The 17,948-nt window shown below is 51.2% G+C and carries 14 protein-coding genes; all 14 read right to left on the reverse strand.

Translation table 11 applies throughout. From position 1 onward, the window contains the following. Positions 1-11 precede the first annotated feature (11 nt). The gene (locus Q0Y65_RS04950) at positions 12-1,364 is read right to left on the reverse strand and encodes a B12-binding domain-containing radical SAM protein (protein ID WP_297957832.1); all 1,353 of its coding nucleotides are present in this window, start codon (positions 1,362-1,364) and stop codon (positions 12-14) included. 12 nt (positions 1,365-1,376) lie between these two features. Next, positions 1,377-2,687: a B12-binding domain-containing radical SAM protein gene (locus Q0Y65_RS04955; protein WP_297957834.1), complete on the reverse strand. Its 1,311-nt coding sequence runs from the start codon at positions 2,685-2,687 to the stop codon at positions 1,377-1,379. A gap of 3 nt (positions 2,688-2,690) precedes the next feature. Next, on the reverse strand, positions 2,691-4,016 hold the full coding sequence (locus Q0Y65_RS04960; protein WP_297957836.1) for a B12-binding domain-containing radical SAM protein: 1,326 nt from the start codon (positions 4,014-4,016) through the stop codon (positions 2,691-2,693). Beyond that, complete coding sequence (locus tag Q0Y65_RS04965) at positions 4,016-5,380, reverse strand: B12-binding domain-containing radical SAM protein (RefSeq protein ID WP_297957838.1); 1,365 nt, start codon at positions 5,378-5,380, stop codon at positions 4,016-4,018. The genes Q0Y65_RS04960 and Q0Y65_RS04965 overlap by 1 nt, the downstream gene beginning before the upstream one ends. 3 nt (positions 5,381-5,383) lie before the next feature. Then, positions 5,384-6,400 (reverse strand): GNAT family N-acetyltransferase, encoded by a 1,017-nt coding sequence (locus Q0Y65_RS04970; RefSeq protein ID WP_297957839.1) that lies wholly within the window; start codon positions 6,398-6,400, stop codon positions 5,384-5,386. Continuing rightward, entirely contained in the window at positions 6,381-7,466 is a 1,086-nt protein-coding gene (locus Q0Y65_RS04975) for a GNAT family N-acetyltransferase (RefSeq protein WP_297957841.1), read from the reverse strand. The genes Q0Y65_RS04970 and Q0Y65_RS04975 overlap by 20 nt, the downstream gene beginning before the upstream one ends. Further along, on the reverse strand, positions 7,463-7,696 hold the full coding sequence (locus Q0Y65_RS04980; RefSeq protein ID WP_297957843.1) for an acyl carrier protein: 234 nt from the start codon (positions 7,694-7,696) through the stop codon (positions 7,463-7,465). Before Q0Y65_RS04980 ends, Q0Y65_RS04975 begins: the two co-directional genes overlap by 4 nt. Further along, positions 7,689-9,254 (reverse strand): AMP-binding protein, encoded by a 1,566-nt coding sequence (locus Q0Y65_RS04985; RefSeq protein WP_297957845.1) that lies wholly within the window; start codon positions 9,252-9,254, stop codon positions 7,689-7,691. The genes Q0Y65_RS04980 and Q0Y65_RS04985 overlap by 8 nt, the downstream gene beginning before the upstream one ends. A gap of 196 nt (positions 9,255-9,450) precedes the next feature. Continuing rightward, positions 9,451-10,350 carry a 1-phosphofructokinase gene (gene pfkB, locus Q0Y65_RS04990; RefSeq protein WP_297957847.1) on the reverse strand — a complete coding sequence of 300 codons (900 nt, stop codon included), beginning with the start codon at positions 10,348-10,350 and terminating at the stop codon, positions 9,451-9,453. A 67-nt stretch (positions 10,351-10,417) separates the two neighbouring features. Then, on the reverse strand, positions 10,418-11,677 hold the full coding sequence (locus Q0Y65_RS04995; RefSeq protein WP_297957849.1) for a DUF4434 domain-containing protein: 1,260 nt from the start codon (positions 11,675-11,677) through the stop codon (positions 10,418-10,420). A 158-nt stretch (positions 11,678-11,835) separates the two neighbouring features. Next, positions 11,836-14,295: a dockerin type I repeat-containing protein gene (locus Q0Y65_RS05000; RefSeq protein ID WP_297957850.1), complete on the reverse strand. Its 2,460-nt coding sequence runs from the start codon at positions 14,293-14,295 to the stop codon at positions 11,836-11,838. Positions 14,296-14,528: 233 nt separating this feature from the next. Further along, positions 14,529-15,791 (reverse strand): glycoside hydrolase family 11 protein, encoded by a 1,263-nt coding sequence (locus tag Q0Y65_RS05005; protein ID WP_297957851.1) that lies wholly within the window; start codon positions 15,789-15,791, stop codon positions 14,529-14,531. A gap of 188 nt (positions 15,792-15,979) precedes the next feature. Further along, entirely contained in the window at positions 15,980-17,227 is a 1,248-nt protein-coding gene (locus Q0Y65_RS05010) for a hypothetical protein (protein WP_297957853.1), read from the reverse strand. Then, positions 17,224-17,796, reverse strand: coding sequence for an RNA polymerase sigma factor (locus Q0Y65_RS05015; RefSeq protein WP_297957854.1), 573 nt, complete (start codon positions 17,794-17,796; stop codon positions 17,224-17,226). Before Q0Y65_RS05015 ends, Q0Y65_RS05010 begins: the two co-directional genes overlap by 4 nt. Positions 17,797-17,948: the final 152 nt, after the last annotated feature.

A 17,948-nucleotide genomic window follows, 5' to 3' on the forward strand; every position in this document is an offset into this window, starting at 1 on the left:
TCCTTACCTTTTCAGAAGCTGAAAAGCCGTTTCAGCTTCACAAGGAGCACCTTTATGATGAACAGGCTGCTCCTGAAATACTGATTATCCTTATAAAGTCCCGAATGGCGGTTTTTCCACGCCAGCTTCAGCGAGAGCTTGTAGTATTGCAGAGTGAAGCTCCTGAGGCTCATATGCTCCGGCGGCAGTATGCAGTGGAAAAGGTCCTGCTTTGTGACGTCCTTTGTCAGCAGCTTATCCTCGTACCCGCCGTACATGGCAGAGCCCTGCATGGGCGTGAATACCGACACTGTAGGGATTATGTCCTTGTCTGCTATCCAGCGGTAGAGCCTGCGGAAATCCGCCTTTGTCATGCCCTGATGCACGATGAAGAGCCCTGCGCAGTATATGCCGTTCTCATGGAGTATCCGCACACATTCGAGATTGTCGTCGGAGGTGGTGTGCTTGTTGTAGGAGTCCAGCTCGTCATTATCGGGGGATTCCAGCCCCACCATGACCAGCGACAGTCCTATTGAGGCCAGCTCCTTTATGATATCCTCGTTATGGGCGATGAAGTCCGCCCTGCCGTAGATGAGGAACTTCTTATGTATGCCCCTTTCCCTGATGAGGCGGACGAACTCCGTCAGATACTCCCTGCTGATGAGAAAGTCGTCGTCGGTTATGTGTATGGCAGGCACCTTCAGGGAGGCTATCTCGTCCACCAGGCTCTCAACGCTGCGGCAGGCATATCTGCCGCTGTTCCTGTTGGTGCAGAAGCAGAAGCTGCACTGTCTCGGGCAGCTGAAGGAGTTCTTCACCAGCGCCAGCGGACGGAAGCAGAGATATCTGAACCTGTCCTTGTTGCGGTAAAAGTAAGTGCGGTCGGGCACGGGAAGGCTTGCGGGACTTTCGATGACCTTGGGGTTCACCTTCCATTTCCCGTCCTTCCTGTAGCATATACCCTTTATGTCATCAACGGGAGCTCCCTTTCCTATACGCCTTACCAGCTCCGCAAGATTGCTCAGTCCGCTGAGATGGTAGAGATAGTCCGCCCTTGAGCGGAAGTAGTTCCCGTAATTCAGCTCCACATTCGAGCCGCCCAATATCACCTTTATGCGGCTGTCAAAGTCCTTTATCACGTCGCAGTATCTTATCATCAGCTCCTGCTGGGTGATATAGCCCGTTATACATACGATATGCGGACGGGTCTGTCTCAGCTTCCTTTTCAGTGAGGTCAGATCGTATCTGCGGTCGTATATCACGGCCTTGCAGCCCATGCTGCGGAACATGGTATAGAGGTATTCCAGCTCCAGAGGCTCATGATCCACCAGATTCGTGAAGCTGAAAATACCTACGGTCTCGGGTTTTATCAATAATATCCTCATATCCGCCTCTGACTATTTCTTCTTGTACTTGTGATTGAAAAGTCCCGTGATGCCTGCCCAGTATATCCTGGGATAGTTCACATAGTAAAGGAAATGGAACTCCAGCTTGAACAGCAGCATCGGCAGAGCCGACGGCCTCATGAGTACGCTTGTGCCGCCTGTCCTGCGATACTTATACTTGTACAGTCTGTCCTTGTTCTCCTCGTATACGTCTGTCCCCTTGAAGGGGATAAGTATACTGAACAGCACCCATATGAGCTTTTCCCTGCGTATGAATTCGTTTATGCGCATGAAGTCCCTGTGAGTGAAATCGTAGTTTATGACAAAGAGCCCCACGCATATCATCCTATGCTTCCTGAGTATCTTTATTGCTTCCTTGTTGAGGTATACGCTGGAATTCTTGTTGTATTTCTCAAGAGTGGTATCCTCCACGGCCTCCAGTCCCACAAGCATATCACGGAAGCCCGCCTTGTATATCAGGGGCATTATGTCCCTGCAGCGGACGATGCTGTCGGCTCTGGCGAAGATCATGAAGGTCTTGCGGCAGTTCAGCTCAAGGAGCCGCCTGCATATCCTTATGACTCTTTCCCTGTTCACAAGAAAATCGTCGTCGATTATGAACACCTTGTCGTTATCCAGGCTCATTATCTCCCCGATCACCTCGTCATCGGGTCTCTCCCTGTACTGACAGCTGTTGAACTGCCTCGATATACAGAACTTGCAGTGCTGAGGGCACGAAAATGAGGTCTTCATAACGGAAAAGCAGCCCTTTGCCAGCACCCTGAACTTCTTGCGGTTGTTGTAGAAATGGCTCCTGTCGGGAAGTATGCCGTAGCTGTCAATGGGCTCGCCCTTGGGATTGCAGACCCACCTTCCCTTTACTCGGAAAGCGTGGCCTGTACAGTCCTTCAGCGCGGATACCGCCAGATCGTTCCTGACAGCCTTGCGGAAGGAGTCGAGACCGTTGTCATAGGACACATAGTCTATCTCTTTAAGGAGGAAGTCCTCGTGATTGACTATGACCTCGGGACCGCCCACCATTATCTTCACCTTTGGACGCGCCTTTCTCAGCTTCTTTATCAGCTTCAGCACATACCACGCGGTATTTGACATCACCGAAAAGCCCACAACCGTTATGCGGTTGTCGTCCACCTTTTTCAGCAGCCTCTTAAATCTTCCGAAGGGGCTCTCTATACCCTCGTCGTGTATCATGCAGAATCTCTTTTCCGCCTTTACGCAGGCCATGAGATATTCAAGACCCAGGGGCTCCAGACTGGCAACTCTTTTGTCATAATGGACGCGCACGAACATATATCTTTCCATAGCTCAGAACCAGCCCTTTCTCTTGGTATCGTAGCCCGTCCCGAAGAATGTCCTCACCATTATCTTCGGATAGGTCAGGACGTGTATCCAGTAATACCTCATCATGAACTCAAACGAGGTCATATGTGTGGGCTTCAGGGTAATGTGAGTTCCGTCAAGCCGCCACGACCTGAAGTTTACGACCTGATCCTTGTACCGGTCGTAGGCGTCGGTCCCCCTGTAGGGCGTGAATATGCCGAACACCACCCAGAGCAGGTTGTTCTCCCTGACAAATCTCATCAGGCTGCGGAAATCCTCTCTTGTGGCGGTATGGCTTATGACGAAAAGGCCGTCGCAGACGATGTTGTTATCGTGAAGGTTCTTTATAGCCGTGATGTTCTCGTATCTGGTGGTCTGCTTGTGATAATCGGTGAGCTGATCGTCGTTTATGGCTTCAAGCCCCACAAGTATATCGCGGAAGCCCGCCTTGTAGGCCAGGGGCAGTATCTCCGGATTTGCCGCAAGGAAGTCAGCACGGGAGTAGGCCATGAAGGTCTTTTTTATGCCTCTTCTGAGTATCTCGTTGCAGAACAGCCTGACTCTGTCCGCGTCGAAGAAGAAGGTGTCGTCCACGAACCATATCTTGTCGTGACGGATCTCCTCCACCTCGTCGACCACCTCCATGATATCCCTTTCGGTGTACTTTCCGCTGTTCATTTTGGTGCAGTAGCAGAAGCTGCATCTGAAGGGACATGAAAAGGAGGCCTTGCTGAGGGCATACTTTCCCTTCATGAATATGTAGTTCTTTTTCAGTCCCTTATAGAAGGCGGTCCTGTCGGGCTTATTGATGAAGCAGTCAACGGGAGCGCCCTTCTTCTTTATGACCCAGCGCCCGTTCCTCTTGTAGCATATGCCTGTCTGCCTGTCAAATACCTCTGTGGCAAGCCCCTGCGTCCAGATATTCTTCAGAGTGGAGAGACCGTTGTCGTGGTACACAAGGTCAACGGCCTTCTTGCAGAATTCCGTATAATTGAGCTCGGCCTCGGGACCTCCCACCATAATGAACAGGTGAGGGTACTTCTCCTTCAGCTGCTTTGCCCTTTTGTTGATGTAGTCCACTGTATTGGCGTTGGCATTGAAGCCTATGAAGTTATATCCGCCCTTATCTATGATCTCGCACATCCTTCTGAAGCGGAACGTCCAGGGATACTGGAATTCGTCGTGTATCCTGCACTTTATGCCCAGCTCCTTGGCAAGGCCTGCAAGATATTCAAGGCCGAGGGGCTCAAGATTTGCGACTAATGAGGTATACTTGGGTCTTATGAGCAGAACTCTGAGTTTCTTAGCCATCATTTGCCTCCTATGAGCTTTTTCAGGTACTGATTGTTTACCTTTACAGCTCCCCAGCTGAGCTTCAGCGTATCGTGAAGCCCGTATTTCTTCACCATATACCAGCCGCTTACGGGGTTGGCGGTTATCTTGTAATACAGCAGCATAGTGTACCAGTAGTACCTGCGGACGGATATCTTCTCGGGCTTTACCACCAGATGGGCAAGGTCCCATTTCTCATACTCGTCCTCCCTGACTATGAACTGCGGCCTGTACTTTTCGTATATATCCGTGCCGCGGAGAGGAGTGAGGGGCTGAAGGTTCACGAAGACAAGTCCCAGCTTTTTTATCCACCTGTAGAGAGCGTCGAAGTCCTTCTTAGTCCAGTCAAGGCCGAGTATAAAGGTGCCGTAGCACTCCACGTCGTACTTCCTGAGTATGCCCACTGCCTTCTCGTTGATCTTAACGTTTGTACGCTTGTTGTAGTCGTCCAGCTGACGGCTGTCGCAGGATTCCAGTCCCACTATGACAGCGCGGAGACCTACCTGCTTGAAACGGCGGATAACGTCCTCGTTGGCGGCGATGAAATCAGCGCGGCCGTAGATGAGGTATTTCTTGTGTATCCGGTGCTTTTCCAGCAGGTCGCAGAACTCCAGTATCCTGTCCCTGCCCACAAGGAAATCATCGTCAACTATATAGATCTCGGTCTCCTTTATCTGCTCCAGCTCGCTGATGATATCGTCAAGGCTCCTTGCGAAGTACCTGTCGTCCATTATCTGGCGGCAGAAGCAGAATTTGCAGTTGTAGGGACAGCCGAAGGAGGTCTTTATCAGGCTGCAGTTCCTGTGGAACATATAGTAATAGCGGGAGCGGTATTTCTTCACCTTGTCCCTGTCGGGATAAAGGTAGCTGAAGGTGAGATCCTTTTCAGGGGCAGGCTTGTTCCTGCCGTACACACAGGCAATATCCCCTGCGGGAGCCTTGCCGCTGAGGCTGTTGAGTATGTCTATGAAGGTGCGTATGCCGTTGGCGCGGATGATATAGTCCACATACCCGGACTCGAAGTCCTGGGGATTGACCTCCGCATGGACTCCGCCTATGATGGTCTTTATGCGGGGATCGCACTCCTTGACCTGCCTTGCGTAGTCCTTCATGATGTTAACATGGGAGATATAGCCTGTTATCCCCACAACATCGGGACGGAACCGCTTCACGAAATACGGCACGCTCTCCTTTTCGATTATCATATCCACTATACGGCATTTGTGTCCCAGCGCCTCGATATTTGCGGAGATGTACTCCAGCTCAAGGGGCTCGCATATCATGACGTTCTGCAAGCCTATGGTCTCCTTGTGAGGTCTGGGTCTGAACAGTAATACTCTCATATCCTACCCCTTAAAAACATGAAAATCGGGAAAATCATACTTGTATTCAAGTATGCTCTTTCCTGCTATTGCTGCGATATTCAGCAGCGGATTGCTGTGATGCGCACAGAAATACCGCTTTTCAAGCACCGCCCCGAACCTCAGCTTGGTCTTTTCCGAGGTCTGGCCGAAGTCGATCACCCTGCACCCGTGAGCTATGGCGTAGTCCACTATCTTCAGCAGCATAAAGTAGTACAGGTCGGCGGTATCGTATGTATAATCCATGCCGCATAGCATGAAGACAAGCTCGTCGCCGTTCTTTTTCAGCAGCACGAAGCCCACGGGCTCATCACCGCTGAAGAATACCAGCCTGTGGCCGTCCGCCTCGTCAAAGAACACCTTTTCAAGCCTTTCCAGCTTGTAATCCGAGCGCTCGTAGGTCTGAAGATACAGCGAATGGATATCGGTGACGCCGCCCTCCGTCTGCTGAACTCTTATGCCGCTGCATTTTCTCATTGCCAGCATGAGCCTGCGCCTGTACGGGCTCCGCAGGCTTTTTATGTACGCTTCGATGCTGCTGTGCTGCGGAAGCAGGGTCAGTTTGCAGGTGGGCAGGGTCTCTCCCGAGGCCATACCCTTTATCTTGGTCTCCTCGGGGATATTCAGCACCAGCTTGCAGCCCTTTATGGTCTTTATGTACTCCAGCATCATGGGCAGGTCATTGGTGACATATCCGCCGCAGCTGAGAGAGCAGGGAAAGGCCACGGTCTTTATTTTCATGAACAGCTTTGCCTTTCCGAAGGTGAACAGGTTCATCCTGTTCACATATACGGTAAAAAAAGCGTAGCTGCTGCCCCTTTCGATAAAATAGAAGCTCTGCCTGAGGGGATTGCCCTTTTTCAGAAGTGTGAGCATATCCTCCGTGAAGGGATAAGGCAGCTCCCTGCCGCCGAGAGCCCTGCTCCTTTTCATTACGGCGAATATCTCCGAGGGCTCGGTGCTCACATGAGCTTCTATATCCTTAGCCGATCTCCTTTTCATACACAACATATCCCTTATATGATTCGTCGCACAGCTCCCTGCAGAAGCTGTTTGAATCCGTATTCTCATCAAGTATCCACGAGGTCTCAACCTGCTGACAGCCGTAGTTCTTCAGCCTGTCATAGACCTTGCTTATAAGCGCAAGCGGCAGTCCCGAGCCGCGGTACTCCTCAATGACGCCGTACTCCATGACCTTTGCGGTCTTTATTCTGTTGCCGCGGAGGATATTGCGGAAAAAGTGCTTCGTGCCGAATATCTCTCCCCTTTCCGCAAGCTCGTTATAGTCGGGATACCACATTATGAAGCCCACGGGATTTCCGTCCTTAAACGCGAAAATGAGGGAGTCCTCCTTCATGAACAGGAAAAGGGTCTTCAGCATCTCAGCGTCGTCCTCATACTGCCTGCGGTAGTAATACCTGTGACCTGTAAAGCAGGCGTTATTCAGATCGGTGTATATCTCCGAATACTTTCCGAACTCCTTCTTATCAAAGAAGCGGAACTCATAGTTCCTGTCCAGCTTTGCCAGCAGGCTCCTGTATCTGGAAAGTCTGCTGTCGAGGCTGTGGGTGAAGTAGGAATTCAGCTTTATCTCCTCACAGCCCATGCTGCGGAAATAATCGTTGTAGTATACGGGATTTCCGGGAGACGAAAAGGAGTTCTTCTCATCATAGTGGGAATCCAGAAAGCCCAGACCGTAGTTTACATGACCCGAAAGGCCTATGACTATCCTCTTGCAGCCCAGCTTCCTTCCCAGCTCTGCAGTCTCACTCACAAGGAGCTCCGCCGCACTCTGCATACCGGGTAGGGACTCGAAAAAGCACAGCTGTATATATTCGGGCAGCTCCTTCGTATAGGCAGCCACCCCCTGACAGACTGTTTTTCCGCCGTCGATGATATTTATGGGATAGATCTCCATATTCTCGGTAAAATGCAGCTTTCCCGAGAATATCTCCTTCAGCATGAAGTAGTTGTTGTCCACATACAGGCCGTCCCTGCGGTACAGTTCCTTCCTGAAGCGCAGGAAGTCACGCCGTCCCTTTTTATCCCTGACGATCTCAGCCTTCATATTCCCTGCTTCTCCGCAAGAGCTCCAACCATATCGCACATCTCGCCCACCGTAGTAAGGTGGCGGTACTGCTCCTCGTCAAGCTCTATGCCGAACCTCTCCTCAACGATACAGATGAGGTTCATCAGGTCGAAGGAGCTGAGTCCCAGATCCCTGCGGATATTCATATCGGGAGCGATATCTGTGATACCGTATTCCTCCTCCAGCACCTTCTTCATTATCTCAAACATACAGATCCCTCTTTATCTTTTTGGAGCTGTTCTTCTCAAACTCACAGCTCATTATCTCATAGTCGTCTATGCGCATATAGTCGGGGAGCTCACTGTTGAGCGCCTTTAAAGCCCCGGCAAGGCCGTCCCCGTTCTCCCCGTCCTTCAGTACTATCAGAGCCTTCAGTATAGTGCTTCTGCCTGCGGACTTCCGCGGCACCGCAAGGCTCTCCCTGACGCAGGGGATCGCGTTTATCCTGTCCTCAAGGTACTCGGGAGGCACGTTTTTGCCGTTTTCCAGTATGATAAGGTTCTTTTTCCTGCCCGTGACATATATGAGCCTGCCCCTGGTATAGCCTATATCTCCCGTAGCCAGCCAGCCGTCCTTCATACATTTTTCCGTGGCTTCCCCGTTCTTGTAGTAGCCCAGCATAACACTGGGACCCTTTACCAGTATCTCGCCGTCGTCGGCTATCTTGACGTCGATGTGCTTCATTATGGTGCCTGCGCTGCCGGGAGCATTGTTGCAGGTCCTGCTGACCGCAATGGTAGGAGCGCACTCCGTCAGTCCGTAGCCGTTGAGTATGGTTATGCCAAGCTGCCCGAACTTCTCCACCACGCCGCTTCCAAGAGGAGCTCCGCCGTTGACCACAAGTCTCAGCCGCTTGTTTATGAAGCTGCCGAAAAAGATATGCCGCAGATCAATATGGAAGCGCAGGAAGAAGCTGCTAACCGCTATCATGCGCCTGAATGTCTTTTCCTTGCCGCGGCGTTTCACCTCGCGGATAATGCCATCGTACATGGCCCCTATGACCATGGGGACAGCGCCGAAGAAATACGGATCGAAGGTCTTGACGTCCTTCATGAACCTTTTCAGCGAAAGACACAGGCAGAGCGTAGTGCCGTTGTAAAGAGTCGCCAGCATACAGGGATTGAAGCCGTAGGTGTGGTTCATGGGCAGGAACGCCAGTGTAGGCGTTTTCAGCACGTTGTTTTCCAGAGTGCCGCGGACATTGACAATAACGTTGTACTGACTGAGCATAACGCCCTTCATCTCGCCGTCCGTGCCCGATGTGGAGGCCAGCACCGCAAATCTGTCCTTGTCGGTATCCTTCACCTCGTCAAAGAACTCCTCCACCGATACCTTTTCGCCGATAATGCCGCTGTACTCCCTGTCAATATTTATTGCCGTCACCCCGCCGCGGAGCTTGCCGGCGGTCTTGTCCGTGCAGAACACAGCGTCAACGTCGAACCGCCCGAGACAGTCCGCTATGGTATCCCCGTCCAGTTCCCTGTCTATGGGAACTATCACGCTGTCCAGCACAGCAGCAAGGTATATCACGATATACTCGTACCTGTTCTCTGAAACAATGGCTATATGCCGCCCCGTAAGACCGCGGCTGCCTATAAAGCGGTGCATGGCCGCTATCTCCGCGGTGAGGCGGCCGTAGGTTATACTGACGATGCTGTCCCCGTCCATATACCTGACGGCGTCTGTATCGCGTCTGTTATCGTATCTTCCCCTGATCATCTCATAGAAATTATCATAGATGACCGTATCCAGATATGGTTTATCCACTGTATCACTCTCTCGTATGCGCACATCGGTACGCCTGTAATAGCAGAACTACATTCTGCACAAAAACAAAGCTGTTCACTTATATTATATCGCTGTTTCGTACAAAAGTCAAGCGCAACTCAGGCATATCACCTGCTCTGAAGTATAACCAAAGCCCACACTGTTAACGTATGGGCTTATTATATGTATTTCCGCTTTACAGCTGCTCAAGGAGCTCATATATCTGTTCTTTTTTCGCCAGTCCGTCGGAAAAGGCAGTTGCACCGCCGCAGGCTGTACCAAGCTTCAGGGCGTATTCCGTGCCGCCCTTTGCACAGCCTGCGATAAAGCCTGCAAGCATGGAATCTCCTGCGCCTACCGAATTGCGGACCGTTCCCTTGCAGGCTCCGCACTTGTGTACGGCTCCTCTTTCGTCCAGAAGCACGGCTCCCTTTTCCGCCATGGACACAAGGACGTTCCGCGCCCCCATTTCCTGAAGCCTTGCCGCATATTCCGCAGCCTCCTCATGAGTGGTTATCTCCGTCCCGAATATCTCCCCAAGCTCGTGATCGTTGGGCTTGACAAGGAAGGGAGAATACTTCAGCACGTTTACCAGCAGGTCGCCCGTAGCGTCAACAACGGTCTTTACGGCTCTGTCCGAGAGCATTTCCAGTATCCTCTCATAGGTGTCGGAGGGCAGGCTTTTCGGTATGCTGCCTGCAAGTATAAGGGTATCGCCGTCGGTGAGCCTGTCAAGCTTGTCAAACAGCTTTTTCAGCGCCGCGTCGTCTATATCGGGGCCCTGACCGTTGAGTTCGGTCTCCCCGGCAGACCTTATCTTGACATTGATACGGGAATTGCCGCGGTCAAGCCTTACGAAATCCGCCTCTATGCCCATGGAGCATACTCCCTGCTCTATGGCCTTGCCCGTAAAGCCTGCGGTAAACCCCATGGTCTTTGAAGCAACTCCCAGCTGAGCAAGCACCGCCGACACGTTTATGCCCTTGCCGCCGAAGTATATCTCCTCACGGGACGAGCGGTTCACTTTTCCAAGCTCCATGCCGTCGGTATGCACCACATAGTCTATTGCGGGATTGAAGGTAACGGTATATATCATATTTCATTCTCCTTTCATGTTCACTCCGATCAAATGCGCAGTAACCTTTTTGCAGCGGAAGAAATACTCACCCTTCATGGGCGGCCAGCATTTTCCGCATAGCTATCATATCAAATACATCAACTGTTCCGTCGGCGCAGAGATCCCCAGCCGAAGGGACACCGAGCTCCGCCCTGCCCAGAAGGAAGCTCTGCATCGCCGCAAGGTCTGCCGCGTTCAGTCTGCCGTCTCCGTTGACGTCGCCTCTCACAGGCTCAAAGGTGAATTCCCTGAACTGCCTGTCAAGCTCCTCATCTGAAGCGTAATAGTGATCCCATGAAAACAGTATGTTCCCCTCTGCGAGATCAGCCGCGGCAAGATAGTTCTCTCTCAGGGCAGATACAGGCTTTGCGGTCATATCCCTGCCGAAGCATTCGTTATTTATCCAGAACGTCATTCTGCCGTCGGCGGCCTTTTTCTGAGCATCCGCCCACTGACGTATCACCGCGGGACCGTATTCCTTTCCGCCGCCGTCCTGTCCTGCATATATATCCTGCGGACGCAGTCCTCCTGCCTCTATGATATCCCTCAGAAAAGCAGTATACTGCTGAGGCCCGGAAATATCGGGATTGTAAAACGGACTTATGAGCAGGGGCTTTTCGGGGCAGCTCTCCTGCACTGCCGACACCGACGCTTTTATATTGCTGCCGATGATACGTGCGTACTCTCCGTTATCCTCTCCGAGGCAGGCAGCGTCCATATTCCATATTTCGTTGACATAATACCAGCCTGCTATCTGCTGACCGTAGCTGCCGCCGTATCTGCTCCACATTTCGGTTATGAGATCGGCGCCGAGGCTTCCGTTTTCCTCCGACCAGTCGGCAAAAAAGCTTCCCTCGGGGACTCCCCAGCCGTATTTCCACCACATATCGTCGCTGACGGTCCCCAGCCAGAGCTTCATATCCGTATTCCTTGCAGCCTCAAGAGCCACAGCCAGCTCGTCGCCGCCGTTCTGAGAGGAGTGATATGCGGCCGTATGCTCCGAAGGGAACATACAGAAGCTCTCGGCGGAGCTGTATGCGGCAGGATCCTGAGCATTCTTCCCCTGCGGACATTCGCCCCTGACTATATCGTATACCGATTGTACGACAACGGAATCAAAGCCTGCCTCCCTTGCAGAGCAAAGCTCCTGCTCCCAGCGCTGCTGCGTCCAGTCGCGGCAGTACCAGTTCTGTATGAACGTTGCCCTGAATTTCGAGGGACGTTTCTCAGCGCTGACAGCCCTGTTCCCCGTGATACACAAGCAGCACATCATCGCCGACACAGCGGCAGCAAAAAGTCTTTTCACGGCAGGCTCCTTTCCGCAGCTCAACGGCCGCTTTTTCTTACCTTCAATTATAGCACGTTTACGCAGTACGGTCAACAACACCGCTGCAATAAAATGAGAGAAGCCCCGCCGCAGAAATGTGCAGCAGGGCTTCTCATATGAAGATGGTTTTGGAAATATCATGAAAGGGTCTTCAGTCTGCCGATAACGTAGGACTGAAGTGTGACTACGTCAGCCACCTCAAAGGTGCCGTTATTGTTGAGGTCATACTGCCTCTCAGCCTTTACGGGCTTGTCGGAAAGCTTGCTTACAAGCAGCTTCTTGGCGGATATCACATCAAAAGAGTCAACACAGCCGTCGTTGTTGAAGTCGCCTGCAAACACCTGATCTATGTTCTTTTCGCCTTCGCCGCGTTCCGCCTCCGTGATATAGATATTGTTTTTGTCCACGCTGACACTGCCCTCTGCGTCCCTGACGGAAACAAAGAACTCTATACCTCTCAGCGATCTGATATTCCCGCCTTTCCGCTCCGGCTGAGCGAGATGCCTTGACAGATTGATATGTCCCGAAAGAGCGGTGCTGTCAGCCTGCTGATCCCTTCTTACGGCAAGGAAAACGCATACGGTACTGGACGAAAAACAACCTCTATTTTCAAACAATGCCTTGTGCAGGTCGTATTCGTGACCGTCCGCGCTGTATACTCCAAGGTATTCAGAGGATAACAGAGAAGTGGAATTTGTGTTGAAGCTCGGAGGGAACAAACTGTCGAAGATATCCCCGGAAGTCATTCCCACGCTGTTCTCAATAACATACATCGACAGCGGTTCATATGAATCTCCGCAAACCATGCTTACGGAATAACCCATGTAGTATTTTCCGTCAAAGCGGCAGCTTGCGCTGTAATCCGCCGCATAGTCCTCTTCATCCGTGATACCCACATCGACGCCGAAATCATAGCCCCCCGAGAAAGAGTTATCACACTTCATACGGGTCTCTGCCGAGAACCGTCCCTCGGTATATGCGGTCATGGAAGCCTTATAGGTGCTGTCACAGAGGAACGTATATGCGTCAATAGTGGTACTGGCGCTCTTTATGTCCATGTCGGCATAAAGCTTCAGTGCGTCCTCGTTGTCAAGGACAGATGTGCTGTCCTCGGTAAGCTCGTTTTTCAGGACGCTGATATTGACCTTCCTTCCGTATCCCCGGGTGCCGAAGGTGATACTGCTCAGCTTCGACCCATTCAGTCCATAGTGACAGGATGCCGAGATAAGCGCATATAAGGGTATGGAGCCCTTTCTGACTTCCTGCGGAGCAGCAGGGACGTTCCGGTGAACTATATCATAACGAACAGGCCCGCCCCAGCCAAAGCCTGTCGGCATATTGAAATGATTCGTATACACCTCATACGTTTCGCCCATAAGCTCTATGCAGCCCGCATAGCCTGCCGAATACCCCATAACAGCCCATATGTCTTCTTCATCGTCGAATAACTCATAGAAGTTCATAGTCGTCTCCGGATCGGCTAAGCAAACCTTTGCGATGCACATATCATATGAGTCCGATGATGTGAACTCATAGTTGAGTCTGTAATTATGGTCCAGCACGTTTTCGCTGCCGTCAAACACTCTTCCCGCAAACACAGAATAATGCTGTGTTTCGTCGATTTCCGCTGTAAAAGTGCCGTTCTCCATGGGAGTGACGGAGGAAGTACCGTCATCTGCGTTAAGCTCATAGTAACAGCCGCCGAGGAGCTTGCTGATATTGTTGTCATATTTCCTGTATCTGCCGTCATCGTCTCTGAGCAGCTCTTCCTCAGGAGGCAGGCTGTCGTCCTTCACAAGGGTGCTCCGTATGAATCCGTTGCCCCTGCCATCGCAGCCGTCCATACAGAAGCCGTAGCGCTCCAGCCTTTCTCCTGCGCCTGTGAGCTTTTTCAGCTCTGTGAGATGATCGCTGAGAGGAGTACTGAATGTTTCGGGAGCCCATTCAACTGAGGAAGCGATATACTCGCCCTCCGCATTTACCGCCCAATAGGAGACCTTCCCCTCATCGGCGGCGACCTTCCTGTACAGGTCGTAGGAAATACCCCCTGCGGTGTATGTGCCAAGCTTTTCGTCGGCTGACATATCGGGAGCAGCTGTAAATCTCTCGATCACGAACAGCTCCGCGCTGCCGTTGTCAAGAGTCAGCAAAGGGCCTGCCCTGAAGTCTGTCATGCGCTGGATATTTGTAAACAGCTCCGACTGCATAACAGGAGAGTTATAGCTGTAATTATCGGGATCCGAATAAGAGGCATAGGAATAATAATTGAAGTCGTCGCAGTCGTACCAGAAGCCTGCGTAAGCTATAGTGTCTCCGCCGCCCTGAGTGGAAAACAGCGAATAGCCGCCGTTATGGCTGCATTTATTGCCTGTGCCGCCCTCGCTGAACTCATCATTGTCTACGCGCTGGTTCTCGCCGAGTCCTGTCCAGTCTATATTAAAGGCGTCAAGCACCTCCTGGGGAAAATCGGGTATATAGATCTCATGCTGTCCGCTCCCGCTTTCAGAGCCGTCTGCGGCAAACACCGCCGCTGCGGGCAGACATGAAAATGCAAGGACGGCTGCTGTGATAACGGACAGGTGTCTTCTGAACTTCATATGTTATTCCTCCTCTTATGCAAACGTCTCCTGTGGAAAAGCCACAGGTGTCTTTCTACTGATTGAACACAAATATATGTTTATTAAACTTGTAAAATTGTAAACATTATCCCATTATGTATATTATATCATGCCCGCAAAGCATTTGCAAGTCTTTTTTGACCCGCATCATCAAAAAAACTGCCGCCATTCGCAGGCGGCAGCAATCATGTATCATTTTTTCACTGAAGAACTCATTCGCCCTCTGCGCCTGAGACCTCGTCTATGTAAAAGTCCGTAAGGCTGTCGGGAGACTCAACGTAAAGCATGAGCTTCTCGGCGCCCTCGGGGATAACGTATGCGGGATTCTCGAGAGTTACCCACTCGCCGCTCTTTGCGCTGACAAGTGCTACCTCGTCGTACTTCTCGCCGTCGTTCTCATACTGCATGGTCAGCTTCATTGTGACCTCCTGGCCGCTTTTCTGCATAGCCTTGGCGCTGAACTTATAGGCCTTGCCGGGCTTGTAGGTATCGCTGCTGAGCATTATCGTAGCGCCGTTCCAGTTGTCCGTTCTTCCGCTGACGAACAGTGACTGTGAACCGTCGGAAGCGTTTTCCTTGTCGATAGTAAGCAGCGGGCCGCCTCTGGTTATCCAGCCCTCCTTGCCGTTTTCAAAGCTGATATCGAAGAAGCCGACCTCCTGGGGCTCGTCATCCTCGCCTGCATCCGCAAGTCTGGCTATGGCGTCCTCGTCAACTGTGACCTCGATATCGGTAGCTTCGGTATACTTGCCGCCCACATTGAGCTTGTTCTTATAGATAGTTGCCTTGCCCTTGGACTGATAGCCCTCGATGTTGAGAGCCACCTCGTACATCTTGCCCAGCTCCAGACCGCATTTTGCCCATGCGTCGAAGTGCTTGGATATGGATATGGTGCCCTCTATCTTTGTACCGTTGGCCTCGGGCTTCAGCTGCCTTACGCTCCAGTACTGATCGAAGGTCTGTGTGCCGTCGATGGAGGGCTGCTCCACTCTTGTGGTCTTGTATATATCGTAGGTGCCGCCGTCAACAGTGACCGTACCAAGAGCAACGGGAGCTCCCGGCGGTCTCCAGCTTCCCCATGATTCCACGATATAGAACTCGATGAGGGGCTCTCTTGTCCAGCCGTACACGCACATATATGAGTTGCCGTCGGGCTGGTAGTCAACGCCGTAGTCAACGGATATGTTTCCAAGCTCCTGATACGTCTTTGTGCAGTCATACTTCTTTCCGCGCCTGAAAAGAGCGTTGTTGATATTGCTCCATTCGCAGGAGAAGTTTCCGCCGCCGGGCTCTACGTTGAATGTTGTATCGCCGTTGTCCTTCCACAGCTCATAATCATAGCCGTCGGCAGTGCCCGTGATATTCTCGGTGAACACCTGCGTCTCGCCGTTGTTAGAGCTGCATCCCGTCAGCGCACCGATCATGCATATAGCTGCCGCTGCTGCTGTGATTTTTTTGAAGATGCCGTTTTCCATTAAGGTCATGACCTCGCTTTCGTTTTTTCAGCGTCCCTGCAAAGGGGATTCAACTTTAATTGTAGCATAATATCTGTTTTTTTTCAAGTCGTTTCTTGCGGCTGCTCGGTCGAATGTTGCTGTCAGCCCCCTGCTGATGCGGCATTATAAAGAAAACCGCCCCCGGTAAAAGCCGGGGGCGGCTGCTTTCAGTCTCTGTAATCGGTGCCGAAAACGGTACCGTTATCGTCAACATAAAGAACAATTCTTCCAAGTATAGCATCATCCTCTGAGTCATAGAACGAGAATCTGTGCCAGTTATTGTTGTCTATATAGTCGTCGGTCACATGATAATAGGATTCGGGCAGCTTATCAACGGGATCGTAGAAGTATTCATCAATGATCTTGTCCGGGTAGTTCTCATTCATGTAAGCTAAGGCAGCATCTATTACATCTACGGAGACAACCTCTGTTTCCGCACTGTAGTTTATGATCGGATCGTATTCCGTGTCGCTTACAATACCCGTATCGATCTTCCACTGTCCTTCAGCGTCCTTTACAAAATCAAGATTGAAGTGTCTTGCCATATCGCCGAATTCGTCCTGATACCTTACTACCTTTTCATAGCTGAATGAATCTGCGGTAACATTGTACGCCCTTTTTCCGAGAGCTCCCAGTGATTCATCGTATACGATGGCGGTTTTAAGGTTTCTTTCAGCATAGAGCCTGCCTTTATACTCCAGTACATTTCCGAACTCTATAACGTCGCCCTCGTTCTTATCGCTCACATCGCCTGCGGTATTGAATAAGATCTCGGGATTGAGGAGATACTGCTTGTAATAAGCCACAAGCTCGTCATAGTTGACGAACCTTCCGTCCTCGACCATATAATAGGTCTCGTCATAGTAATTGTCGTCCATGCCGTTTCCTACGGCAAATGTGATCTGCTCCCATTCGGGATCGATACGGTCTGAGCAGTTGAAGCTCTCCACCTCAAGATAATAGGGCAGATACTGATCGAACAAGCTCTCCATCTCTTCCTCGGACGGAAGTATATCCATCGACTCGGTGGTCTCTGTCTCCATGGTTGACTCAGTCGGCTCTGTCGGGTCGGTCTGCTGTCTGCCTACCCTATGTCTTCCGAACAGTGCAAGTGTGCCGAAGCTTCCTGCCATGATAACTACGGCAGCAGCCGCGCACAGCGGCTTATACCATACAGGCCTGCGGTAGACCTCCACGCCCTGTACCACTGTCTCGTCGGCAGCCTTCATCGTGATGCCGCCGTTATCGTCTTTGTTTTCTGCTTTTTCTTCTGCTCTTATAAGAGCATTGTACTTTTTCTCGCTCATAGCAAAAACCCTTTTCATTGTCTTTTCTTCCTCTGCTGAAAAGGGAACCAGCTCCTCGAGAACATTATCCTCTGCATTTTCAAGAATATCCATATTCAAGCTTTTCATATCATACCCTCCTTTACTCCCCTGAGTTCAAGGACCTTGCGCAGCTTTTCCGCCGCCCGCTTGCAGCGCATACGGACGGTCGAGGGATTCATTGATAACAGCGTACCTATCTGCTGTGACCTTCTATTATAGTAATACTTCTGTATAAGTATTGTAGAATCAGGCTCTCCCAGTTCCTTAATGCTGTCGATCAATATACGTCTGAGCTCCGAATTTTCGCTTTCTCCCACCAGATCGACTCCCGAGCTGATCTCAGGAGCCCCCTCATCATCAATGGAGACTGTCTTTCCCGCTTTTCTGGAAAGCCTTCTGTAGTGATCTATGCTCATCCTCTTGGCAACGGTGCCGATAAAGCCCTTCATGTCGCCGTTTGAGTATTTCTCACAGAAGGTAAAGAATATCTGTGCAAATATATCACTGATACATTCCTCAACGTCCTCACTGGTACCTGTGCTTCTGAGGCGGTTGAAAGCGATGGTCCGAACGTAGTTATAGTATTCACCGAAAAGCTTTTCGTGAGCAAGCTTCGGTGATCTCTCGAGTAAAGAAAGATATTCGCCGCCTGTCATGCGGTCCCCTCCTTTTTAGATTGCCCGGCCGACCGAAGTGCTTTCCCTCTCATATAAAAGCACGGTCGGCGGAGCTGTAAGCTTCCATGGTTGCTTTCACTACATACTATCGCTGCCTGTCATCACAGTGTCACAAAAAATTCCACTCTCAC

Source organism: uncultured Ruminococcus sp. (assembly GCF_947301925.1).
GTDB lineage: Bacteria > Bacillota > Clostridia > Oscillospirales > Ruminococcaceae > Ruminococcus.